The sequence below is a fragment of the Methylobacterium sp. WL8 genome (assembly GCF_008040045.1).
Taxonomy (GTDB): Bacteria; Pseudomonadota; Alphaproteobacteria; order Rhizobiales; family Beijerinckiaceae; genus Methylobacterium; species Methylobacterium cerastii.
Window position 1 is genome coordinate 54,121 of the sequence record NZ_VRVF01000014.1, and the last position, 21,519, is coordinate 75,639.

Annotated in this window: 22 protein-coding genes; 6 read left to right on the forward strand and 16 right to left on the reverse strand. The window is 66.3% G+C overall.

Going from position 1 to position 21,519, the window contains the following annotated elements:
- The first annotated feature begins 323 nt into the window (after positions 1 to 323).
- Positions 324 to 1,427, forward strand: coding sequence for an OpgC domain-containing protein (locus tag FV234_RS07785; RefSeq protein ID WP_238272456.1), 1,104 nt, complete (start codon positions 324 to 326; stop codon positions 1,425 to 1,427).
- On the opposite strand, the gene FV234_RS07790 is transcribed toward FV234_RS07785, so the two are convergent.
- The 6 genes from FV234_RS07790 to FV234_RS07815 form a co-directional block, all read right to left on the reverse strand.
- A complete protein-coding gene (locus FV234_RS07790) occupies positions 1,411 to 3,834 on the reverse strand; it encodes an MASE4 domain-containing protein (RefSeq protein WP_246686135.1) in 2,424 nt (807 codons plus the stop codon). The two genes, FV234_RS07785 and FV234_RS07790, sit on opposite strands and share 17 nt — an antisense overlap.
- Before the next feature lie 126 nt (positions 3,835 to 3,960).
- A complete protein-coding gene (locus tag FV234_RS07795; RefSeq protein WP_147828627.1) occupies positions 3,961 to 6,879 on the reverse strand; it encodes a bifunctional [glutamine synthetase] adenylyltransferase/[glutamine synthetase]-adenylyl-L-tyrosine phosphorylase in 2,919 nt (972 codons plus the stop codon).
- Positions 6,880 to 6,999: 120 nt separating this feature from the next.
- On the reverse strand, positions 7,000 to 7,290 hold the full coding sequence (locus FV234_RS07800; protein WP_147828628.1) for a hypothetical protein: 291 nt from the start codon (positions 7,288 to 7,290) through the stop codon (positions 7,000 to 7,002).
- A gap of 389 nt (positions 7,291 to 7,679) precedes the next feature.
- The gene (locus tag FV234_RS07805; protein WP_147750934.1) at positions 7,680 to 7,874 is read right to left on the reverse strand and encodes a hypothetical protein; all 195 of its coding nucleotides are present in this window, start codon (positions 7,872 to 7,874) and stop codon (positions 7,680 to 7,682) included.
- Positions 7,875 to 8,029: 155 nt separating this feature from the next.
- On the reverse strand, positions 8,030 to 8,233 hold the full coding sequence (locus FV234_RS07810; RefSeq protein WP_147750933.1) for a hypothetical protein: 204 nt from the start codon (positions 8,231 to 8,233) through the stop codon (positions 8,030 to 8,032).
- Positions 8,234 to 8,469: 236 nt separating this feature from the next.
- The gene (locus tag FV234_RS07815) at positions 8,470 to 8,895 is read right to left on the reverse strand and encodes a hypothetical protein (RefSeq protein WP_147764263.1); all 426 of its coding nucleotides are present in this window, start codon (positions 8,893 to 8,895) and stop codon (positions 8,470 to 8,472) included.
- Positions 8,896 to 9,082: 187 nt separating this feature from the next.
- Between FV234_RS07815 and FV234_RS07820 the strand changes: the two genes are divergently transcribed.
- The gene (locus FV234_RS07820) at positions 9,083 to 9,382 is read left to right on the forward strand and encodes a hypothetical protein (RefSeq protein ID WP_147828629.1); all 300 of its coding nucleotides are present in this window, start codon (positions 9,083 to 9,085) and stop codon (positions 9,380 to 9,382) included.
- A 234-nt stretch (positions 9,383 to 9,616) separates the two neighbouring features.
- On the forward strand, positions 9,617 to 10,888 hold the full coding sequence (locus FV234_RS07825) for a hypothetical protein (RefSeq protein WP_147828630.1): 1,272 nt from the start codon (positions 9,617 to 9,619) through the stop codon (positions 10,886 to 10,888).
- 84 nt (positions 10,889 to 10,972) lie between these two features.
- On the opposite strand, the gene FV234_RS07830 is transcribed toward FV234_RS07825, so the two are convergent.
- A complete protein-coding gene (locus tag FV234_RS07830; protein ID WP_147828631.1) occupies positions 10,973 to 11,215 on the reverse strand; it encodes a hypothetical protein in 243 nt (80 codons plus the stop codon).
- Positions 11,216 to 11,589: 374 nt separating this feature from the next.
- Here FV234_RS07830 and FV234_RS07835 point away from each other — a divergent pair, with 374 nt between their 5' ends.
- Positions 11,590 to 11,967, forward strand: a complete 378-nt coding sequence (locus FV234_RS07835; RefSeq protein ID WP_147828632.1) for a DUF4440 domain-containing protein — start codon at positions 11,590 to 11,592, stop codon at positions 11,965 to 11,967.
- Positions 11,968 to 12,133: 166 nt separating this feature from the next.
- On the opposite strand, the gene FV234_RS26125 is transcribed toward FV234_RS07835, so the two are convergent.
- Positions 12,134 to 12,307, reverse strand: a complete 174-nt coding sequence (locus tag FV234_RS26125; protein ID WP_187273613.1) for a hypothetical protein — start codon at positions 12,305 to 12,307, stop codon at positions 12,134 to 12,136.
- 12 nt (positions 12,308 to 12,319) lie between these two features.
- Positions 12,320 to 12,742 (reverse strand): hypothetical protein, encoded by a 423-nt coding sequence (locus FV234_RS07840; protein WP_147828633.1) that lies wholly within the window; start codon positions 12,740 to 12,742, stop codon positions 12,320 to 12,322.
- Positions 12,743 to 13,282: 540 nt separating this feature from the next.
- Here FV234_RS07840 and FV234_RS07845 point away from each other — a divergent pair.
- Complete coding sequence (locus FV234_RS07845; protein WP_147750925.1) at positions 13,283 to 13,528, forward strand: hypothetical protein; 246 nt, start codon at positions 13,283 to 13,285, stop codon at positions 13,526 to 13,528.
- Positions 13,529 to 13,573: 45 nt separating this feature from the next.
- Here the strand turns inward: FV234_RS07845 and FV234_RS26625 are convergent, their stop codons facing one another.
- Entirely contained in the window at positions 13,574 to 13,990 is a 417-nt protein-coding gene (locus FV234_RS26625) for a hypothetical protein (protein ID WP_238272461.1), read from the reverse strand.
- A 186-nt stretch (positions 13,991 to 14,176) separates the two neighbouring features.
- On the reverse strand, positions 14,177 to 15,424 hold the full coding sequence (locus FV234_RS07855; RefSeq protein ID WP_147828634.1) for a nucleotide disphospho-sugar-binding domain-containing protein: 1,248 nt from the start codon (positions 15,422 to 15,424) through the stop codon (positions 14,177 to 14,179).
- A gap of 254 nt (positions 15,425 to 15,678) precedes the next feature.
- On the opposite strand from FV234_RS07855, the gene FV234_RS07860 reads away from it, so the two are divergent.
- Positions 15,679 to 16,662, forward strand: coding sequence for an SDR family oxidoreductase (locus tag FV234_RS07860; RefSeq protein ID WP_147828635.1), 984 nt, complete (start codon positions 15,679 to 15,681; stop codon positions 16,660 to 16,662).
- A gap of 34 nt (positions 16,663 to 16,696) precedes the next feature.
- Here FV234_RS07860 and FV234_RS07865 read toward each other — a convergent pair whose 3' ends face one another.
- From FV234_RS07865 to FV234_RS26465, 5 genes are all read right to left on the reverse strand, one after another.
- The gene (locus FV234_RS07865) at positions 16,697 to 16,942 is read right to left on the reverse strand and encodes a hypothetical protein (protein ID WP_246686136.1); all 246 of its coding nucleotides are present in this window, start codon (positions 16,940 to 16,942) and stop codon (positions 16,697 to 16,699) included.
- Positions 16,943 to 17,014: 72 nt separating this feature from the next.
- Complete coding sequence (locus FV234_RS07870; protein ID WP_238272464.1) at positions 17,015 to 17,254, reverse strand: hypothetical protein; 240 nt, start codon at positions 17,252 to 17,254, stop codon at positions 17,015 to 17,017.
- 142 nt (positions 17,255 to 17,396) lie between these two features.
- Entirely contained in the window at positions 17,397 to 18,137 is a 741-nt protein-coding gene (locus FV234_RS07875; protein WP_147828636.1) for a CDP-diacylglycerol diphosphatase, read from the reverse strand.
- Positions 18,138 to 18,372: 235 nt separating this feature from the next.
- A complete protein-coding gene (locus FV234_RS07880) occupies positions 18,373 to 21,183 on the reverse strand; it encodes a hypothetical protein (RefSeq protein WP_147828637.1) in 2,811 nt (936 codons plus the stop codon).
- A 146-nt stretch (positions 21,184 to 21,329) separates the two neighbouring features.
- Positions 21,330 to 21,519 (reverse strand): hypothetical protein (locus FV234_RS26465; RefSeq protein ID WP_210250862.1); only part of this gene is annotated, 190 nt, incomplete at its 5' end.

Consider the following 21,519-nt stretch of genomic DNA (forward strand, 5'->3'; position numbering starts at 1 on the left):
GCCTGCGACTCTCGGTTCGCGTGGATGCATCATGCATCGATTGCTCAGGTATGCAATATACCAGAGGCGGGGCGGCGGCGGAAACGTATTATCTTGCCGCTTTCTGTCATGCGGCCTCTTCGTGCGGCCGCGCAAGGCGGTGGCTCTGCCTCTCGGTAACGCGGCGGCGCGAGACCCGTGCCCTGCCCTTCCAGGGCCATCGACGACCACATCGTGACCGGAGGCCCGTGATGCGCGCTGGCTCAACGGGCGCGCGGCATGCGACAGGGTGCGAACCCGCCCGACGAGAGCCCGATGCCCTGCGCCCCCGACCGACTGCCCGCGTGACCGATCCCGCTCCCGCGTCGCGCAAGCGCGACCCGCGCGTCGACGTGCTGCGCGGCCTGGCCCTGCTGATCATCTTCGTCGACCATATCCCCAACAACGCGCCGGCGCTGATCACGCCGCACAATCTCGGCTTCTCGGACGCCGCGGAGCTCTTCGTGCTGTTTGCCGGATACTCGGCGATGGCCGCCTATGGCGGCCTGTTCCGCCGCGCCGGCACGATCGAAACCCTGAAGCGCGTCGCACGGCGGTGCCTGCGCATCTACCTCTTCCAGGCGGCTCTCCTGCTGGCCACCCTGCTGATCGTGCGGGCCTGGATGGACGCGACCGGCCTCGTCCCCCGCTTCGGAGTCGCGCCGCTGCTGCAGATGGGGCTGTGGTCCGGCCTGTGGCGCGGGCTGCTGCTCAACGCCTTGCCGAACTACCTCGACATCCTGCCCCTCTACATCGTGCTGCTGGCCGCCTTCCCGCTCTACTATGCCGGCATGCGCCGGAGCGTCTGGGGCGTGCTCGGCGTCTCGGCCCTGATCTGGCTGCTCGCCAACCTCGACCCGGCCTTCAACCTGCCCAACGCCGCGGCCGACGACGGCTGGTACTTCAACCCGTTCGCGTGGCAGTTCCTGTTCGCGATCGGGATGGCGCTGTCCGTCGCCATCCGGGGCGGCGACGGCCTGCTGCCGCGCCGTGCCTGGCTGAGGGCCGCGTGCTGGCTGATGCTCGCCGTCTCGCTGCTGCAGGCCGCGCCCTGGAGCGCCTGGAACCTGCCGGACCTGAGTCTCGTCGCCATGGCGCCGCCGGACAAGGGCCACGTCGCCCCGCTGCGGCTGCTCCACATCCTGGCGGTGATCTATCTGCTGTTCGGGTCTCCCCGCGTCTACGCCCTCACCACGAGCCCGCGCCTGCGCTGGCTCGAGCTGTGCGGGCGCCACTCCCTGGAGGTGTTCGCGCTCGGGTGCCTCGCGGCGCTGATCGGCCGGATCAGCTACCGCACCTTCGGGCCGACTTGGCCGCTGCAGGTCGGCGTCAACGTCGCCGGCCTCGCGGCGATGATCGCGCTGGCGTGGTTCCTCGACCGGCGGGCGCGCCTCAGCGCCGCCCCATGACCACCCGCAGCTTGTCGGCCAAGTCCTCGCGGCCGTAGGGCTTGTTGAGCAGCGGCAGGTCGGCGGGCAGGCCGTCCTCCCCGAAGGCGGAGGCGGTGTAGCCGGAGGCGAGCAGCACCCGGAGGCCGGGCCGGAGCCGGCGCGCCTCGACCGAGAGCTGCACCCCGTTCATCCCGCCCGGCATCACCACGTCTGAGAACAGGATGTCGACCCGCTCCGGCCCTTTCAGCCGGGCGAGCGCCTCGGCGGCATGGTTCGCGGTCAGGGTGCGGTAGCCGAGCTCGCTCAGGCTCTCGACCGCCATGTCGAGCACCGCCGGCTCGTCCTCGACGACGAGGATCACCTCGCCGTCGGTGGCGCGGCGCAGCGGCATCGGCCCCTCGGGCCGGGCCGGCGCGGCGATCTCCTTCGAGTGCGGCAGGTAGATCGACACGGTGGTGCCCGCGCCGACCTCGCTTCGCAGCAGCACCTGCCCGCCGCCCTGGCGCGCGAACCCGTAGACCTGGCTGAGGCCGAGGCCGGTGCCCTTGCCGACCTCCTTCGTGGTGAAGAACGGCTCGAAGGCGCGGGCGGCGGTGCCGGCATCCATGCCCTGGCCGGAATCGCCGACCGCGACGTGGACGTACTGCCCCGGCGCGAGGTCCGGCAGCGCCGCGCCGTCCTCATCCGTCACCGTCAGGTTCTCGGTGCGGATCGTCAGGCGGCCGCCGGACGGCATCGCGTCGCGGGCGTTGACCGCGAGGTTGAGGATCGCGCTCTCGAACTGGCCGGGGTCGAGCCGCACCGGATCGAGGGCGGCGTCGAGGTCGAACGTCACGGCGATGGTCTCGCCGACGGCGCGCTCCAGCAGGGTGCGGAAATCCTTGAGCAAACGGTTCGGGTTGACCGTCTCGGGGCGCAGCACCTGCCGGCGCGAGAACGACAGCAGCTTCTCGGTGACCTCGGCGCCGCGCCGGGCCGCGGTCATCGCCGAGCCGGCGAGGCGCTCCACCCGCTGCGCGTCGGCGGGGCGGCGGACGATCATGTCGAGGTTGCCGATGACGATGGTCAGCAGGTTGTTGAAGTCGTGGGCGACGCCGCCGGTGAGCTGGCCGATCGCCTCCATCTTCTGCGCCTGGTTCAGGCGGTCGTCGGCGTCCTGGCGCGCGGTGGTGTCGACGACGATCCCGGCGAGCGCGGTCGCGCGGCCGGCCTCGTCGCGCATCGCCCGGCCCTTCAGCTCGATCCAGCGCGTCGCCCCGTCGCCCGCGCGCCGGATGCGGCATTGCAGGTCCAGGGATCCCACGGTCGCGATGGTGGTGAAGGCGGCCTCGGCGGCCGCGCGATCCTCGGGGAGGACGTGCGCGAGGGTCGTCGCCACGTCCCAGCGCGGCTGCAGGGCGTCGTAACCGAAGATGGCGTCGTGGCGCAGGCTCCGCCGCGACACGCCGGAGCCGAGGTCGAACTCCCAGTCGCCCATGTCGGCGGCTTCGAGCGCGATGGCGAGGTGGTCGCGGGCGACCTGGAGGTCGGCGCGCTGGCGCTCGCGCGCCTCGGCGATGCGCTCGGCATGTCCGTAGAGCAGGTCCACCTTGTGCAGGTACGCGCACAGCACGACGATGCCTGAGATCAGCGCCTCGAACCGCCCAGAGAACCAGCCGACGCTGCCGCGGGACGCGCCCGTCAGCGTCACGAGGTTGTCGAGGAGGAGCAGGAACAGCGAGACCGCGAGCCAGAGCTGGAGCAGGCTGCGCAGGCGCGTCGTCCAGCACAGGATCGCGAGCGAGAGGATGGTGAGCAGGGCGACCCCCGGCCCGACGCCGGAGGTGGTGAGCGACCAGTAGTCGTCGCCGACCACGGTGGTCGGCAGCCGGTCGACCTGGGCGACCACGAGGTAGGTCAAACCGGCGACCGCCACCGCGACCCCGACGGCCGCGGCGATCCCGACGGATGCGGACCGTTCGGGGGCGATCGACCGGCGCCGGCCGTCGCCTTCCATGATCGCGTAGGGCAGCGCGAACAGCGGCGGCCCGAGGTGCCACAGGGTCCAGAGCCACGTCGTCGTCGCCGGCGCCGACCCGAGGATGCGAGCCGTGCCGAAGACGTTCGGGAAGCTCAGGAGCTGGATCGCCACGATCAGCGTGACGTAGAGGCCGCCCGACGAGAGCACCAGCAGCGGCACCGAGCGGGTGCGCCGGTACTGCGCGAAGAACAGCGCCGTGGTGACCGCGTAGACCACCGTGAGCGCCGATTGATGGCTCGCGACGAATCCCGGCATCGGCGCCATCGGCTGCCCGACGAACGGGAGCAGCGCGAGCGACAGCGCGGCGAAGGCGAGGCAGACCAAGCCGGCGAACTGTCGCTGTCTCGGGCCCGGAGCCGCGTTGGCGAAGGTGGTGAGGTCGGCGGGGCGCGGGGCGTCGTTCACGATGGTCTCCGACCTTGCGACACCACGGGTGAAGCCGAAACGACAGGATTGCGTCGGCCTACCACAACCCAATGCTTGTAACTATCGCAGATGTGCAACTGAGAGGCACAATTTGTGACGGCGAGATCAGTCCGTCGCGCGGCGGAGTCCGAGGAGGGTCTTCCGGGTTGCGCGACGCTCGGCCTGGATCTGCGCCACCAGGGTCTCGGCGCTCGGCACGCCCATCGCGGTGGCCATCCGGGCCAGGGCGCCGCGCGACGGCGCCGTCCCGTCCGCGCCGACGAGGCGCTGCCAGTGATGCACGGCATCGAACAGGCGATAGGCGTCGGCGAGCCGCCCGGCGGCGTCGACGGGAAGCACTCCGCTCGCGCCGGCCTGCTCCAGCACCGCGTCGGCGGTGGCGCCGACGAGCGCTGGCTGCTCGTGCGCATGGCCGAGCACCAGGGCCTGGGCGAGGAACTCGAGGTCGAGCAGGGCGCCCGACGCCATCTTGAGGTCGAGCGGCCCGCGATGGCCCTTCTCGCGCGCGACCAGCCCGCGCATGTCCCGCGCCGCCCGGCACACCGCACCGGCGTCGCGGACCTGCGCCACCGTCTCGCGGATACCGGCTTCGATCTCGGCGCCGAGGCCCGGGTCGCCCGCGATCACCCGCGCCCGGGTCAGCACCATGTGCTCCCAGACCTCGGCCTCGCTCCGGTGGTAGGCAAGGAAGCCGCGGACCTGCACCGCCGTCGGGCTGTGCTCGCCGCCGGGCCGCAGGCGGAGGTCCACGGCGTAGAGACCACCGCGGCGGGTCTGGACCGTCAGCGCCGCGTAGAGCCGTTGTGCGAGGCGGTTGTAGGCCACCACCGCGTCGATCGCCCGCCGTCCCGTCGTGGTCCGGTCCTCGGGGTCGAAGTCGTAGACGATCACGAGGTCGAGGTCGGACTCCGCCGTGAGCTGGCGCGAGCCGAGGCGGCCGATGGCGAGGATCGCGCAGCGCCCCTTCGGCACGGCGCCGTATTCCGCGGCGAAGACGCGCTCGACCGCTGCGAGGCTCGCAGTGACCGCAGCTTCGGCGATCGTCGAATAGGCCTCGCCGGCCTGGGCCGCCGACAGGATGCCCGAGAGCAGGCGCGCGCCGGTGACGAAGCGCAGTTGCCGGGCGGCGTCGCGGCTGCGGTCGAGGAAGGTCTCGTGGTCGGCCGGGCTGCCGACCAGCGCCGCGTACTGCGCGGCGACCGCGGCTGGATCGGTCGTCGGCGCGACGAAGTCCGGGTCGAGCACCGCGTCGAGCACGTGCGGGCCGGTCCCGACGGTAGCGGCCAGCCGCGGCGCGGTGCCGAGGATGTCGGAGAACAGCAGGCGCAGGCGTTCGTGCGCCAGCAGGATCGTCAGGAGCTCGGACGCGTCCGGCATCCGGGCGAAGGCGTGGTCGAGGGTGTTGAGCGCCGCATCCGGCTCCGCGGTGCCGCCGAGCGCCTGGAGCAGGCTCGGCAGAAGCTCGGTCAGCACGGCGCGGGCGCGGGCGGTCCGCACCGCTGGCCGGCGCCCGAAATGCCAGCCGCGCACGGTCTCGACGGTACGGGCCGGATCGGTGAAGCCGAGGGCTGCCAAGGTCGCCAGCGTCGCGGGATCGTCCTCGCTGCCGCTGAAGACGAGGTCGCCGACCTCTGCCGACAGGCTCGGCGCGGTCTCGAACAGCAGGACGTAATGGGCCTGCACCCGGCCGGCATGGCGCAGGAGCGCCGCCTCGAACGCGCCGCGGGTCTCGAAGCCGCAGAACCGCGCGAAGGCTGCGAGGTCGTCGCCGTCAAGCGGCAGGCGCTGGGTCTGCTCGTCGCGCCGCATCTGCAGGCGATGCTCGATCGTGCGCAGGAACGCGTAGGCCGCGGCGAGCTCGTCGCGGGCGGCGGCGTCGATCCAGCCGGCCTGCGTCAGCGCGCCGAGCATCGGCACCGTACGGCTGCCGCGCAGTTCGGGCCGCCGCCCGCCGAAGACCAGTTGCTGGGTCTGCACGAAGAACTCGATCTCGCGGATGCCGCCGCGGCCGAGCTTGATGTCGTGGCCGACCACCGCCAGCGCCTCGTGGCCGCGCACCACGTGGATCTGGCGCTTCATCGCGTGGATGTCGGCGATGGCGGCGAAATCGAAGTACTTGCGCCAGATGAAGGGCGTCAGCTCGGCGAGGAACCGTGCCCCGGCGGCGCGGTCTCCGGCGATCGGCCGCGCCTTGATGAAGGCCGCCCGCTCCCAGTTCTGGCCGAGCGACTGGTAGTAGTCGAAGGCGAAGTCGGTGGAGAGCGCGACCGCTGTCGAGCCGGGATCGGGCCGCAGCCGGTAGTCGACGCGGTGGACGTAGCCCTCGGACGTGCGCTCTTCCAGGAGCTTCGCGATGCCCTGCGCGAGCTTGGCGAAGAACGGTTTCGCCTCGACGTTCTCGCCGAGCGGCGCGACGGCGGCGTCGAAGAACATGATCAGGTCGACGTCGCTGGAATAGTTGAGCTCGCCCCCGCCGAGCTTGCCGAGGCCCAGGACCACGAGGCCCGAGCCGGCTTGGGGGGCCTCGGGGTCGGCCGGGCGAAACTTCCCCGTGCCCGCGGCCTGGAGCAGGAGCGCGTCGGCGGCGGCGCCGACCGACGCGTCGGCGAAGTCCGACAGGGCCTTTGTCACGGTGGCCAAGTCCCACAGGCCGCCGAGGTCGGCGAGCGCCACGAGCAGGGCGTGCTCCGCGCGGTTGCGCCGAAGGACCTGCCCGATCGCGGCGAGGTTCGGCTTCGTTCCGCCCGTGCGACCCGCGGCCCGCTGCCGTGCCGTGATCGCCGCGTCCGCCGCCTCCGGGGCCTGGCCCGCCAGCGCCACGAACCGGTCCGGCGCCTGTGCGATCAGCCGCCATAGGAAGGGGGCGTGGTCGGCGATCCCGAGGAGGAGCGCGCGCACCGGCGGCGTGACGAACCCCGGCGGAAAGGCGGGCTCGACGTCGCCGAGGCGCGCGGCGGCGGTGCCCGGATCATGTAGGCCGGGTGCCGCCCGCAGGCGATCGTGTAACGAACCGAGGGCTGGCATCGGCGACCCGTCCGTGGCCGGAATGTCGAGGCCCGCGTGCCGGTCCTCCAATCGGCTGGCACGCTATCCGATCGCGATCCGCTTGGGGATGCGCGCGCGTCCCGCCGGGACCGCGGGGGCCTATTCCAGCATCTCGAGCGTGCGCAGCACCGCCATGCCGACGCGTTCGGCATCGATCTCGCCGGCCTCCGTCCGGGGCAGGACCGCGACGGCCTCGACGCGGTCGCCGACAAGCGGCCCGACGACGACTTTCAACACTTCGCCCGCCGGCGAGCCGGGATCGGCCACCAGGGCGACGACGTGGCCGGCCGCCTCGCCGTAGATCCGCAGCGGTTCGAGCGCGATCTCCTCGGGCACCTCGGCGTCGGGCTGCGGCGGGCGACTGAAAGTCGGGCGAATCACGTTGGTCATGCGCCGGGTCCTTTCGAATCGTCGTGGCCGTGTCTGTTAAGCGAGGCTTGGGCGCTGGGTCATCGAACGGGCGGCCATCCCTCGCGGCTCGATGCCCTCCGCTCGCCGAGATGTCATCGCGGCGGCCCTCGCAGGACGCCCCATCGTGCTTGTGAGCGGATGCCGTCGCCGCTAAGACGCGGACCCCGGGCAGAAAAAAGGCCGCCCCCAAAGGAGCGGCCCGAAGTCTAGGGAGGAAACGCCCAAGATGGGCAGCGGTACGGCGACGCCATCGCTATCCCGCAATGCACAAATAACCCTTCGCGCCGCACCATGCAAGCCTCGGTTGGTCCGCTCGGACTACTAAGCGCGCCGGCCGGGTTTCTCTCGTCACGCGGTCGGACGAAGCCTCACGACCCGAGCTGCCGGTCGTGGTCGAGCTGCCGCATCAGTTCGGCCAAGCGCGGATCGAGCGCTTCGTCGATCACCGGCTCGTAGAGCGCCTGGAGGTGGCGCCCGAGGCGCTGGCGGGTCAACGCGTCGAGGGTCGGCGTCGCATCCGGCTTGGCAACGACGGGCTGGGCTTGGCGGTTCGTGTCGAGCATCGACATTACATTGGCGCCGGCGCCGACTTGGCAACCATCTCCGGTCGAACCCCGTGTGCCAAATCGGCGACGGGTTGTGCCGGAAAACGGAACGGCGCGAACCGTGAGGTCCGCGCCGCGTCTTTCGTTGAATACGCTGATGCGTGTTCGACCGTTTAGCGGTCGCCGACGCCCGACAGGAGCTTCTCGATCTGCCCCAGGCCGCTCTCGCGGGCCTTCGCCTCGCTGGGCAGGCTCCGGTCGGAGCGCTGGGTCAGCTTGCCGTTCTTACGGATGGCCCACTGGTAGGAGCCGCCGTCGGCCTTCGGGGGAATGATCTCCAGGGAGTACGGATGGATGTTCGTTGATGTCTCGCTCATGAGCCTATTATGCCACGGACGCGGTTCCAGTCCAAGTCCGGACTGAAACCGCGGATGCAGATGCCGCATCGGGCGCTCCGCGAAGCGAGTCCTTGGGCTGCGCGATCCTGGCGGCACGCGTGAAAATCGTGAGCTTGGATCGGCCTGCCGACCTACGGTGGCGCGCGGCGCGAACGCAGCATCGGCGGACGCCGATCTTGTCGAATGCCTGACCAATCGATGTTCGGCCGCACGGACTACCGGGCCTTCTCGTGCTCGCCGAGGCCGACGGCCTTGAAGTCGTAGGTCGGGAAGAATTCAGTGCGGTAGGCACCCCACGCGGTGTCCTCCAGCACGCGATTGATCTCGCGAAGACGGGTCGCAGGCAGGCGCAGCACCACGATCTGGCCGACGCCCATCACGACGTTCCACGACACCACCTCGATGCCGGGCGGCGGGAAAGCCTTGTAGAAGCCTTGCCGCGCCAGCTGCGCGTTCAGCTCGGCGAGCGGCCGCGACTGGTCGTGCTTCAGGAAGACCGTCAGCAGGATCGCGTCCTCCGGCGTCGCCGTCGCGGTGCCCGACGGGGGGGCCGAGACGGCCTGGGCGAACGCGCTCGGAGCACCCGCGAGCGCCATCGCCAGGGCCGCGAGCGGCCAGGCCGCACGAAGTGAACGCCGCATCGCAGTCTCCTCCACCAGCCCGGTTCGTCCTTCGAGACGCCGCGTGGGCGAAACACCGTCTCGAAGCCTCGAACGCGGGACCGCGCTCGCGGGTCCGCACCCTGCCCGGATGAACCTCCGGCGTCTCCGCCCGTTGCCGTGCGCTTGCGCCGAATCGGTGCGACCGCCCCCGGACCTGGACAGACCGATGACCCGCACGACGCTCGCCCTCGCCTCCGCGCTCGGATTGATCCTGGCCGGTCCCGCCTCGGCGCAGATCGTGACGGGGGGCGCCGGCAACACCGGCGTCGAGCCCCCGCCCGGCACCGGGGGCGTCGGCGGCGGCGCGCGCGACCTCGGGCCGAGCCCGATCACCCGCGGGAACGAGGCCAACCCGAGCAACATGTCGGTTCCCGGCACGACCCCGAACGTGAACATCGGCGGGACGCCGACCAGCGGTCCGCCCGGCACCGGCGGCGCCGCCGGCGGTCCTTCGCTCGGCCGTTAGCTTCTCGGCGCCCTGCACGATTCGCATGGCTTCGTTGCGGGCGCCGCAAGCTCCAGGCGTCGCAATTGTGTTGCGGCGCACACGCGGTAGGGCGACCATAACCGCTGTCCGCCGCCATTCCGGCCGGCGGACACCGCGTGACGCGGCCCCGGCGAGACTCCGGAGCGCCCTCCGCCCACGGTGACGGCCCCAAGCCATCTGGGGCGTTTCACGTCTCGCTGCAGACCCACCCCCATGAACACCTCCGTTCGGATCGCGCTGACGACGCTCGTCGTCGGCGTGGACTTCCTCGTCCTGCGCGCCGGCACGGGCGACCGGCTCGGCGCCGCGCAGTCCGGCCGCATCGCCGCCCGGCAATTCCAGGATTCCGACTGGCCGGCGGCGGAGGCCGCCTGGGCCGCCACCGCCCTGGACGGCGTCGGCCCGCTCGCCGCGATCCTGTCCGTGGCGGCGCTCGCGGCGATCTGGCTCGTCGGCCGGCGCGGTGCCGGATATGCCGGGTTCGCGGTCGCGGGCCTCCTGATCGAGGGGCGACCCGAGCCGGCGCAGGCCTATTACGACACGCGCGACTATCCCGAATTCGTCGAGGTCCTGCCGAACCAGACCGCGTTCCTCATCCCCGAGGTCGGCGAGACGAAGTCCGGCCAGGCGGCCTTCATGTCCGAGCAGTTCCTCAACGAGCGCAAGGTCGCGATGAAGCGGATCCAGATCCCGCATACGCTGATCCGCAACCCGGGCTGGGCCTACGACTACTTCGTCCCCGCCGCGCGGCTGATGCTCGTCGACCGGTCGCCGGTCTCGCGCGAATGGGTGAGCGCGACCGAGCGCGGCACCTCCGTCCGCGACCAGGGCATCCGCTTCGAGACCGCCGATTCCGTGACCCTGCGCGCCGGAATCGTGGTCTCGGCCTTCGCGAAGGAGGAGGATGCGAGCAAGTTCGTCTACTGGTTCGGCGCGCGGGCCGCGGGCGGCAACGCCGCCGACCCGCAGGTGAACTTCGCCAGCGTGATCCAGGGCAAGTCGCTGGCCGAGGTCGTCGACGAGAATGTGCACCGGACGGTCCAGGCGGCGATGGCCAAGGAGTTCGGCCGACGCACCACCGACAAGGCGATCCACGGCAAGGTCGCGATCATCGAGGCTGTCGAGAAGGAGGTCCGCCGGGTCTACGAGCCGATGGGGATCACGGTGACCACCTTGGGCTATGCCGAAGGCCTGACCTTCGACAACCCCGAGATCCAGAAGGCGATCGACATGAGCTTCATGGCGATGAAGCACGCGCAGTCGGCGCAGGTGCAGATGCAGACGCTGCCGATCCAGGAGAAGATCCTAGACCTCAAGATCCGCGAGATGGACGCCCAAGGCCGCCAGACCCTCGCCGGCCGCTGGAACGGCTCGGCCGCCAACGTCCTGCCGGCGCTGCCGAACTGGGTGGTGCTGCCCGCCGGCTGGCTCGACGCGCTCAAGGCCTGGCTTCAGCCGAGCGCACCGGCGCCCGCCGCGCCCTGATCGACGCGCCTCGCACATGTGCGCGGCGAGGCGCCGCCCTCCTTCCGGACTGCGACCGACCCGGAGACGATTCGGGCCGGTCGCTCAGAGGTCCGCGGTCTGCGCGTCCCGGATCATCCGGTCGACCAGCGCCTCGCGCCTGGCCTGGCGGATGAGGATGCGGGCGGCGGCGCGGGCGTTGGCCGCGCGCGCTTGGCCGCTCGGCGCGCCGTCGCGGAGCGCCCGCCAGGCGAGCCGGCGGAACCAGCGCACGTTGGCGATGACCGTCGTCCGGCGGCTCAAAGGGCCGCCGACCTCGAGGATCTGTTCCGTCGTGCGTGGGGTCATCGTCTGGCAGTCCGGATCGCGAACCCGTGCTCGTCCGTGAATGAACGAGAGATGGCCGCCGCACCAAGATTCGGCAAGAGCAATGCCATTCGATCTGTGTCGAATTCAGACAGCGATGCTTCTCCCACCTGTTTTGCCGCACCGACCTCTGATTTCGGCCGCTGTACGAGATCGTGTTTGGAGCAACGCGACCGCTCGCCGGCCGACCGCACGATCGGTGACGCACCGCGTGGACGACCTGCGTGACGTAGACGAGGCTGTTGCCCGATGGGGAGACGTGTCGTCGCGACACGAGGCGTGCCGCGGTGGGACACGGAACGAAGCGGTGCTCCCGCGCTTCTCCGATCGACTTCCTCCCGCGGCAGGAGAACACCATGGACGACGATCGGGTCTGGTCTTTCGAGAAGAGCCTCTGGGACGGTACTCCCGAGCACTACCGCGAGCTGGTCGACGAGACGTGCCTGATGGTGCTGCCGCACCCGCCCTTCGTGCTCAGTGGCACGCAGGCGATCGAGGCCGTCGCCGACACCACCCGCTGGACCGAGGTCGCGTTCTCGAAGGGTCAGATCGCCCGGCCGCAAGAGGGCCTGATCGTGGTCGCCTACCACATCGAGGCTTCGCGCGGCGACGAGACCTACCAAGCGAACCGCACCTCGACCTATCGCTGGCTGTCGCACGAGGTCTGGCGCGTGATCCAGCACCAGCAGACGCCGCCGCTGGTGGTGCAGGGTGCGGTCGAGAAGACCGGCTGACCGGTCGATTCCGGGCTTCGAACCGCGCCTATCTCGCCGGGCTGCGCTATGGCGCGCCCGGTACCATTCTTTCCGCGCTCAGGTGCGCTTGCGGCAGAGAAAACCGGTCGCCGTCCGACGGAGACACCTGTGACGCGGCGGCTTACGTCGTGCGCGCCGAGCGACGTTACGGCTTATCCTGACGGGCCGCGTCTTCGGCTTCGGTGCCCGGCCGGTCCATTGGGCCGTCGACCGGCTTTGTCTTGCCATCGACGGTGTCCTGAGGGGTGATCGCCGCGCCGTCCGGCGTCGGCTTTCCCTGCGGCATGCGTTGGGCCTGCGTGTCGACGTCGTCGGTCATCGGGACAGACTTTCAGATTTCAGTTTCGCCGCGGACGATCGCAGCCTCACCCGTGCCCCTCTGCGCCAGACCGACGTCGGTTTCTTCTTCCGCGACCGCCAACGGCGGCAGGCTGATGTCATCCGTGGAGGCTCGGCCAAGGCGATCGTCGATCCGTTCGATGCCCGGTCGATCTGCAACCATACCGCCTCCTCTGTTCGTCAGAGGGTCGGCGTCGGCGTTCCGAGCGGACATGCGAACCTCACCGTATAAGAGAATTAACGTCCCGAAGGTGTCGCGGTTCTCCGGGCCGGATGGCACTGCGACGAACGGCGTGATCTCATGGCACGAACCGGCCCCTGCGGGATCGCTCGCGGGCACAGGTGGATACCGGCGACCCATGCCGACCGGAGCGGCCGATCGCAACGAAACGCCAAACCACTCCACCGCGAACATGATGGCGGCGGGACATGCACCCCGCCGCCGTTGCCTAAACGCGAAGCGAGGTTGTGATCAGAAGGTCCCGATGGCGCTCGCCGTACCGACGATGGTGGCGACGAGGCCGAAGGCGAAGGCCCCGATCATTGCGTAGCTGAATGGCTTCAGTTCCATGGTCGGCATCCTCTTTCGGTTTTGGTGACGCGGTCCGAAAACTGCCCGGCCGCGTGGCGATCAGCGTCCGATCAAACGTGGTGATGCCACCTCGGCCGTGACGTGCGAGTACGCACGCTGCACCGCAGCATGGCGCAAAGCACGGTCGCAAAGCCGATGCCACGCCGGATCGGCAACCGTTGCGAAGCCTGCGTCGCGCCGCGTACTCTGCCACGCCGAGCCGGCGCAAATCACCCGCTTTGCGCTCAAGCTTCGAACAGGATCAAAGTACGGGGCGGACACCCGCAGACCATCGCCCGCGTGGAAGAGTACGCACACACGGCACGGTTGCAGGTTTGTCAATATTAACAACCTGTGATTAAACCCGCAGATTGGGAGGCCGGCATGCAACCGTCGGAATGCTGCATCTTTCGGATCGTGATCGCGTCCGGTCTCGGGCTGCTGATCACGGCCGCGCTGCTCTGGCGCTACTCGCCGGTCCTGGCCGTGCTGTCCGCGCCGCTCGGCGGCTCGGTGGCAGCCCTCCTGGCGATGGTCGTGTTCCAGGCGGCCCGGCCCTTCGTGTCACCCGAGCCGATAGGCGTCGACCCGAACAGCGACTACTTCGCACGGAAGATCGGCTTTCTGTGATGCCGGGTTCGGACTGCCGCCAGTCGATCGGCTGCGATCACGCCGTCAGCGATCGGCCTGCCGTGTCGCGCGACGGCTCGGGCTGCGAACCGTTGCAGTCCGTCCGACCCGGTGGCGTGAGCGGACGACACGCCGTGACGGTCTCGCGTAATCCTTGCCGGACCTGACAGCGATCGGGCGTGCGCCGCTTGTGTTTTGCAGGTTGTCGTAAGGCCCGCGACCCGTGCGCGCCCGGTAGGCGGCACCGGCGAAATCCCCGGGCGTGGGCGGCGTGCCGGGTTGCGAGAAGCTCGTCTCCGGCCGGTAGGCCGGCCCCCAGCCGATCTCGTCGTCGCCCGCCGGGTCCTTGCCCGGAAAGCCGGTGACGTAACCGGTGCTCTGCGCAGCTGCCGGGCCGATCGGCGCCAACAGGCAGAGCAGGCCGCCGAGCACGAGGATAGCTTTTTGCGATGCATGGGGCATGGCGTGGGTCCTTACCTTCGCGCACCGAATGCGCGTGCGTGGAGTGCTGGACCAACCCGACGCCGGACCACCGGTTCTGAGCCTGTGGTCCGCTGCCGCGGATGGCTTCGACGGACGCCTTGTCCCGCGCGCTACGCCTGCTTTTGCGCGAAAGGCTCGGCATGTCCGAAGCCGCTTCGTCGATAATCAGGCCGCCATCGCCTGCTCGACGGCGTCGCAGGTCGCGTTGAGCCCGTCCTCTTGCGCCAAAAGTAGCGCGGCCTCGCGGCAGGCCTGCGCCACCTGCGGCGACCCGAGGAGCCGCTCCAGCACGCGTGCGGCACGCGGCGGCGTGAACCGGCGCCGGCTGAGCGCGGCGCCGACGCCGAGGCGCCGGAGGCGGACGGCCTCGTCGAAATGATCGAATGCCACCGGCACGAGCAGTTGTGGGATGCCGGCGGCGAGCGCCTGCGCCACGGTGCCGATGCCGCCGTGATGGACCAGGGCGGCGCAGCGCGGCAGCAGCGCGCTGAACGGCGCGTAGGCGACCCGCAGGATTTCCGGCGGCAGCGCCCCGGGCATCTGGTCGGCCTGCGGCGCCAGCAGGATGCCGCGCCGGCCCATGCGCCGGCACAGGGCGACCGCAGTCTCGAAGAACGCGCGCCCCTGCCGCATCCCTGATCCATAGGTGAACGCGATGGGGGGCGTGCCCGCATCGAGGAAGCGCGCGACCTCGGGATCGAGCGCGGCCCGGTCGCCGTAACGGTCCGCGAGGGGGAAGCCGACCTGCACGGCCTGTTCCGGCCAATCCGCCTGCGGGCGGGCGAACCAGTTCGGGAACGTCAGCACCATCCGGGTCGGGCTGTTCCACCAGTGGCGCAGGCGGCGGACCGGCGGCAGGCCGAGGCTGTCGCGGAAGGCGTTGAGGTCGGGCAGCACCGCCGGATCGATGACGTAGCGGTCCCCGCCCCGCCCGAGCCAATGCCGAAACCGCGACGGCAGGCGTCGCGCCGCGGCCAGGCCCGGCAGCACCGGCGCCTCGCGACGGCTCTCGATCAGGAACGGGGCGACGTGGACCGTGACCAAGGGCAGGCCGAGCTTGTCCTGCGCGATGCGGGCCCCGAGGCTGTTGGGCGAGGCGACGACGATCCCGCCCTCCGCCGACCAGCGGGCCTGCACCCACGCGAAGACCGGCTCGGTCGCCGTGGACAGCGTCTGCAGCAGCGGCGCGACCCCCCGCGTCGGGTGCCAGAGGTTCGGGTGCCGGAGGGTCCGCTCGTAATCCGCCCGCGTGCCGAGCGCGTGGAAGTCGATCCCCGCCCGCGCCGCGAGGTCGCCGAACGGCGCCGGGGCGGCCAGCGCAACCCTATGGCCGCGATCTTTGAGTGCGGCGGCAAGCGCAAGAAAGGGCAGCACGTCGCCATGCGAGCCGAGCGTAACCAGGGAAACCTGCATCGTTCTATATTAGAGGAATTTTGATGGAATGGATCAAAAATATATTATAGTTATAAACTAACTTATGTTATAAGAAGCGTGGCGGCTTATTTGTCGTTTATACTAGTAAAAAGCGGCAAATCGTCTTGGTGCGGGCGTCGCGGCGCCTGGTGCCTTGCGATCGTACGGTGAGCGCTCGTGGCGCAGGCGCGTCCCGGAACTGGCCCGCCTGCCCCCGGTTCGCCTTTGGGACCGTTCCAAGCCGAGGCACGAACATGGCCGACCTTCGCGGGAAGACCGTCGTCATCACAGGCGCATCGAGCGGCATCGGGCGCGCGGCAGCGGAGGCGTTCGCCGCCCGGGGCAGCCGCGTCGTCCTGGCCGCACGGAGGGCCGACGTGCTCGACGCGTTGGCGCGCGACATTCGCGGCCGCGGCGGCGAGGCCGTGGCGATCCCCACCGACGTCGCCGATCCCGAGGCCGTGTCGGCGCTGGCCGACGGGGCGGTGGGCGCGTTCGGCCGGATCGACGTCTGGATCAACAACGCCGGCGCGGGCGTGTTCGGCCCGCTCCTCGACGCGCCGCTCGATCTGCACAGGCAGACGATCGCGATCAACCTGTTGGGCGCCATCCACGGCGCCTACGCCGTGCTGCCGCACTTCCTACGTCAGGGGAACGGCACGCTGATCGACACGGTCTCGATGGGCGGCTGGGCGCCGACGCCGTTCGCCGCGGCCTACACCGCCAGCAAATTCGGGTTGCGTGGCTTCTCTGCCAGCCTGCGCCAGGAGCTCGCGCCTCACCGGCACATCCACGCCTGCGGCGTGTTTCCGGCGATCGTCGACACGCCCGGCCTCGAGCACGGCGCCAACGTGACCGGTAAGACGCTCAACCCCGGCTACCTGTACTATGCACCGGAAGACGTGGCCGAGACCTACTTGCGGCTTGCGCTGCACCCACGCCACGAGGTGGCGGTGGGCTGGCCTGCGCGTTTGGCCCAGGTCGGCTACGCCCTCGCACCGTCCGTGACCGAACGGATGATGGGTGCGGGTTTCCGCCGCGCGCTCGACAGGGCCGACCCTGGCCCACGCACCCATGGTGCCTTGCGCCAGCCGAAGCCCGAAGGCGCCCGGGCCGACGGTGGCTGGCGCGACCGCAAGGGCGTTCCCTCGGCAGGTCGCCTCGGTCTCGGGCTCGTGCTTGCGGCGGCCTGCGGTACGGTGCTTCTCGGCAGCGCGTTGTCCGCGCGCCGCTCCTGACCGGCGAACGAAGCGCCGCCCTGCCGGCAGGCTTCTACCGCTCGGCGTGAAGGCTCTTGATGAAGCGCCGCGCGATCTCGCGCACCCCCTCGTCGTCGCGAGCCTCGCCATGGGCCTTGTCCCAGAGATGGTCGAGGCTGCCGTCGAGCTCGTCGAGGAGTTCCGGGTGGCGCTGCGCCACGAAGCGGATCGTGCCGAAGAGAAGGTGCTCGACGGCCATCTCCCGGCGGCGCGCGTCGCTGAGGGCGTCGGAGGCTTGGGCGGGGGGCTGATCGGTCATGGCGGATCAACGAACGCCATCCGCGTTCGGTTCGCGCGAGGGCGACGTCGCGAGTGCCGCAGCGTGGACGTGTCAGGTCAACCAGCGCTCGTCGATGTCGGTCGCGTTCCACGCGGCCATCGGTTGGCGCTCGTCGCCTTCTGCGAACACCACCAGGTCGTCGGGGCCGACGTCGTGCACTGCGAACCAGTCCCAGCGCCGGTGGATCACCCGAGGGCCGCCGAAGATGCGGACGGCGTTCCAGTAGCGGTCGTCCTTGAAGCCGACGTAGTGGACGCAGCGCGGCGGCCCGGCCGGCTCAGACATTCGCATCAAAGATCGTCTCGCGACCGCCCGGCGGCCCGTCGGCGGCGGGCGCGGTGCGAGGACGAGCGGTAGCGGGTCGATGCATCGATCCAGGATAGCCCCAGCGTTCGGCGTGTCGAGGAAGCGCGTCGTCTCGCCGGGTGCCGTCTCACCGCGCCGCGGCGCAGGCGTGATCCATCAGGTCCTCGGCGCTCGCCCGCGGTGCGCGGTAGGCGAGCACGTAGAAGCCGGGCTCGGGGTCGCCGGCCGCGGTGGCGACGGCGGCGAAGCTCGTCTCGCGCAGGTCCCGCCGGCCGGGCAGCCGGGCCAGCGCCGCGAAGGGGTTGAAGCGCGCCGCCTCGGCCGCCGGCACCCGCATCGCGAGGTAACGGTCGCCGGCGAGCGCGACCGGGAACGGCGCCCAGCTGCCGCGGATCGCCTGCGCGTGCGCCTTCAGAGACGCCAGAACCCGCGGCTTCATGCAATCGAGATGGATGTGAAGCTGGTCCTGGCTGCGGCCGCGCGCCGAGTTCACCGCGAGGCCCACCTCGGCCACCGGCACGCGGCCCTTCAGCGGATCCGACACGAAGCGCCGCGCCGCCAGGGCGGCGCGCCAGTAGGCGGCGCCGCGCGCCCCGCGCAACACCGTCGCCTCGAGCCCGGCCACCGACTGGGTCGGCATCACCACGACGTGGGTCGGTTCGCCCGGCGCGCGCAAAACCGCAGTGCCGGGGCGGTCCGCGTCGCCGAGATCCACGTCGAGGCACGGAAAGGTCCGGTTGGCGACCGTCTTGGCGAGCACGCAGGTCTTCAGCGCGGCCCAAAGCACGTCCCGGCTCGGATCGCCTGCGGAGCGTGCGGGTGCCGGCAAGACGGCCAAGAGGATCAGGACCGGCACGATCCGACGCATCACGATCCCCAGCTCACAACGAGCGAACGCGACACGGCTTCAGACGATCGTCAGGCATGAAAAAACCCGCCACGTCGGAGACCGGACGGGTTCGATGAATGGTAGCGGGAGAGGGACTCGAACCCCCGACACGAGGATTATGATCTGAGCTGAAACAGAAGTAAGTCATTGACTTGTCAAGGCTTCTTCACAAACTGTGCTAGCACTGCGCTTAGTTAACAACTCAATTGACCGTCTATGGAGCGGAGCCTACATTTACTCGCTTGTCTCCAACAATTATTATCCGCATGGAATCCACGGCTGGAGGTCTCAACAAAGACAATTGAGTAGCGTTCAGAACCTGAACTTTAACTTTGTAAATCGTTCTAAAAGGGTAAGAGGATGTCAACTCCCAACCAACTTTCATTTCATTCTGCGCGTCAATCAATATTTTATCGATTTCGCCTGGCTTGTTGGGGAAACTGTAATCCCAAGTGCGTGACTGCACTGGTTTGCCATTCGTCTGAACGCCCCTGACAAAAGAACATTTTCCGTGATGATAAACGATGCCCCATCCTTCATTGATTAGTTGGAACATGATCGTTGAACCATGGAGATCAGAAACTCGCCTAAATTTAACATTTGATATTACCCCTTTTATTACTCTTTCTGGCACATCACTGGGCCCAGCAGCGACTTCAAACGGCACCTCAATTTCTTCAATGTACGGGTTTTTATTGGATGTGGCATTCCTGATTTGATTCAAGATTGACAGATTAATTCGATCTAGAAATTTGTCTTGTTCCTTGGAATGATTTCTCTCCATGTTTATGGACGGACCTAAAACTGTTTGCCCAAAGTTGTTTTCTCTTAAAGAGGTTTTTGCTAAACCGAGCTGTATTATGAAGTTATTAAAACCTTGCCTAATCTCCTGCCGTGATCTTTCCAAAAGCAATGCAATTTTATCCGATCGGTCAAAAATATCTTTTAAATTTTCATCTTCATCGGGCAAGCCGATTATTTTAGACCATAAGATTTTTGGCATCTCAATAGTCGATCCGGTGCGATAGCTGTAGCTTCTTGATAAAACAAGCGCTCGGCTGCGGAGCTCATTGATGGCTTTCTGCCTTAACCAAAAGATAGCACTCAATTTATCCAAGCTTATATCTGAGTTCCCGTCGACGTCCGGTCTAACTAACTCGTCAAGATTGGATTCAGCCTCCGCCAATCGAACAGTATTCCGAGAGCGATTGTCTAAGCTTCTATCAAGCTGACTTCGCAGGTTGACTATCTCCCGTTGCTGACTGCTAAGAAGAGAAAGTTCAGTCTGTATAATACTGTCACGGGCTTGATTCTTTGATAAATTAATCTGAGGGGGTATCCCCAGTAGACTTCTATAATCGACTGATGCTTTTTCGAGAGCGATTTCCGTTTCTATCATGCCGTCATTGCCGGGGCGCCTTAATGAAGATAGGCTTTGAGCGGTGACGAATAGAGGACCAGCCTTATCCGATAGAGTTTTGACATTCAGATTCTGGCTTTCCCAAGCAATTTTTATTTGCTCGAGTTTGCTTTTGTAGTCTTTTTGTAAAGTGGTTAGTTGTGAGACACTATTAAAAACTTCTGAAATTCCAAAGGTCTTTCCACTGTTTTGCTGTCCTATAGCAGTTACAATTGTTCCTAAAACTTGTCCGGAAGCCTGGGCGATAGGAGCATATGACGGATTGATCGTACCTACCGCTGCGGCGCCAAATTGTATTTCTTCCGCAAGCCTACGATATCTAGCAGTTCTACGCGCGTTATTTAACTGTCTTTCCTCACCAGCCCTAAGCTCAGCGATACGAGCATTTACACGATTAATTGATTCATCAATGCTTCTGTCATATACCTCAATTTTAGATATTAATTCTGGAATCTGATCGGCCAATACACTCGATTCATTCCGAATTGCGGCCGTTTCACTTCTAATTTTGTCTATTGCCTCTTTCGTTTGCTGCCTTTTGTCATAAGCCTCGGATATCGTAGCATCCCATGACTCTATTACTCCTCTAGGGCCCAATATTTGCTCTCTATTAATCACGAAATCTTTTTCAATATCGCCAAGAGAAGTAAGCGGAACGTCGAAGGCAGTCCATCCACGAAGATCTGTTTTATTATGAATTGCTTTTAAAATTTCCATCGAGCGAAGAATCGCTTTCTTACTTCTTCTTTGCTTTAAACGCTCTTGTATACTTTCCAAATAAGCTTCGATCCATTTACGATTATCAAGAGAGAAAGGATCTGCCGAAAAAATCTCTGCAATATGTGCAACTTCAGCATCCGGCCAAACCAGCTGCTCTTGATAATTTTTATCAAGTATTTCGTTCGCTTCTTTGCCAATAATCGCTTTAAAACCTTTTGCCCAGTTAATGAATCCTCCACTATCACGATCTTCTGTAAGGTTTCTAAGAAATCTTTGCCTTCGCTCTATATCCGAGCTCATAGGCGAAAATACTACTGCTTCCTCGTCGCTTAGATTGGGTAGTAGTACATTTTCCGCAACTAATTCTGTTTTACGGTATAGGCTATCGTCATTATTTGACCAATTTTGTGACGCATATCGAAGCGGTTTCAAATTGGAGTAACTTAAATCAAGCTCTTTTGTTTGTATAAGAACTAAATCGTTTGGTTTACGTAAATTGCCTGTAAAAGCTATCGCGCCATCGCCGATGAAGCGGATCTTGTCGGCAAATAACTTAACTTCTCCAGACTTTATCATAATTGGATCGGGAATTTCTATTATTCTGCCTTGAATCTCAATGCTAAGTTCGGGAAGGGATACAAGCGATGGCGGAAACAAAAAAGAAAAATGATTTTTATCGAGCCTGATAACGTCCCCGGAAATAATAATTTTTTTGTCGGCCTTATTCGAAGCTATAAAATATCTACTTGGAGTTTGAATCTCTTTCCTAGGATCAACGTGCTGCTCATAGTCAAGTTGCGTTCTGCACTCCTGCGATGAAACCTGCGTTATTATTGACAGTAAAATCAAAACAGAAATTGCAATGGGCTGCATTTTCTCGCTCATGATCTGAATAGGTATCAGTTATTCTAGCGTACATTTTATCTATAGAGATGAAATAGCATAGAATTTTCTCTCGTGATATTGTCATTATTTTTAGCTAAGTATAACAACAGCGCACAAGGGCTGGCGCTAGTTGACCAGCGGACAATCTATTTATGGGCTAACCACGATCGATCCCGCGCTTCCCGATTTACCACTCGCCCCGCGACCAGCATTGGTAGGTCCAGGTCCAGCTGCGCCCGTTGATCCACCTTTGCCGCCACCTCCACACCAATCTCCATGCCCTCCATCTCCTCCCACTCCGCCCGGCCCACCTTCTCCTTGTTGTCCACCCTGCCC

What these genes read in the sequence shown, in the direction of transcription:
- FV234_RS07795 (WP_147828627.1), bottom strand. Translation starts at nt 6,879, where the DNA reads ATGCCAGCCCTCGGTTCGTTACACGATCGCCTGCGGGCGGCACCCGGC.
- FV234_RS07800 (WP_147828628.1), bottom strand. Translation starts at nt 7,290, where the DNA reads ATGACCAACGTGATTCGCCCGACTTTCAGTCGCCCGCCGCAGCCCGAC.
- FV234_RS07805 (WP_147750934.1), bottom strand. Translation starts at nt 7,874, where the DNA reads ATGCTCGACACGAACCGCCAAGCCCAGCCCGTCGTTGCCAAGCCGGAT.
- FV234_RS07810 (WP_147750933.1), bottom strand. Translation starts at nt 8,233, where the DNA reads ATGAGCGAGACATCAACGAACATCCATCCGTACTCCCTGGAGATCATT.
- FV234_RS07815 (WP_147764263.1), bottom strand. Translation starts at nt 8,895, where the DNA reads ATGCGGCGTTCACTTCGTGCGGCCTGGCCGCTCGCGGCCCTGGCGATG.
- FV234_RS07820 (WP_147828629.1), top strand. Translation starts at nt 9,083, where the DNA reads ATGACCCGCACGACGCTCGCCCTCGCCTCCGCGCTCGGATTGATCCTG.
- FV234_RS07825 (WP_147828630.1), top strand. Translation starts at nt 9,617, where the DNA reads ATGAACACCTCCGTTCGGATCGCGCTGACGACGCTCGTCGTCGGCGTG.
- FV234_RS07830 (WP_147828631.1), bottom strand. Translation starts at nt 11,215, where the DNA reads ATGACCCCACGCACGACGGAACAGATCCTCGAGGTCGGCGGCCCTTTG.
- FV234_RS07835 (WP_147828632.1), top strand. Translation starts at nt 11,590, where the DNA reads ATGGACGACGATCGGGTCTGGTCTTTCGAGAAGAGCCTCTGGGACGGT.
- FV234_RS26125 (WP_187273613.1), bottom strand. Translation starts at nt 12,307, where the DNA reads ATGACCGACGACGTCGACACGCAGGCCCAACGCATGCCGCAGGGAAAG.
- FV234_RS07840 (WP_147828633.1), bottom strand. Translation starts at nt 12,742, where the DNA reads ATGTTCGCGGTGGAGTGGTTTGGCGTTTCGTTGCGATCGGCCGCTCCG.
- FV234_RS07845 (WP_147750925.1), top strand. Translation starts at nt 13,283, where the DNA reads ATGCAACCGTCGGAATGCTGCATCTTTCGGATCGTGATCGCGTCCGGT.
- FV234_RS26625 (WP_238272461.1), bottom strand. Translation starts at nt 13,990, where the DNA reads ATGCCCCATGCATCGCAAAAAGCTATCCTCGTGCTCGGCGGCCTGCTC.
- FV234_RS07855 (WP_147828634.1), bottom strand. Translation starts at nt 15,424, where the DNA reads ATGCAGGTTTCCCTGGTTACGCTCGGCTCGCATGGCGACGTGCTGCCC.
- FV234_RS07860 (WP_147828635.1), top strand. Translation starts at nt 15,679, where the DNA reads ATGGCCGACCTTCGCGGGAAGACCGTCGTCATCACAGGCGCATCGAGC.
- FV234_RS07865 (WP_246686136.1), bottom strand. Translation starts at nt 16,942, where the DNA reads ATGACCGATCAGCCCCCCGCCCAAGCCTCCGACGCCCTCAGCGACGCG.
- FV234_RS07870 (WP_238272464.1), bottom strand. Translation starts at nt 17,254, where the DNA reads ATGCGAATGTCTGAGCCGGCCGGGCCGCCGCGCTGCGTCCACTACGTC.
- FV234_RS07875 (WP_147828636.1), bottom strand. Translation starts at nt 18,137, where the DNA reads ATGCGTCGGATCGTGCCGGTCCTGATCCTCTTGGCCGTCTTGCCGGCA.
- FV234_RS07880 (WP_147828637.1), bottom strand. Translation starts at nt 21,183, where the DNA reads ATGAGCGAGAAAATGCAGCCCATTGCAATTTCTGTTTTGATTTTACTG.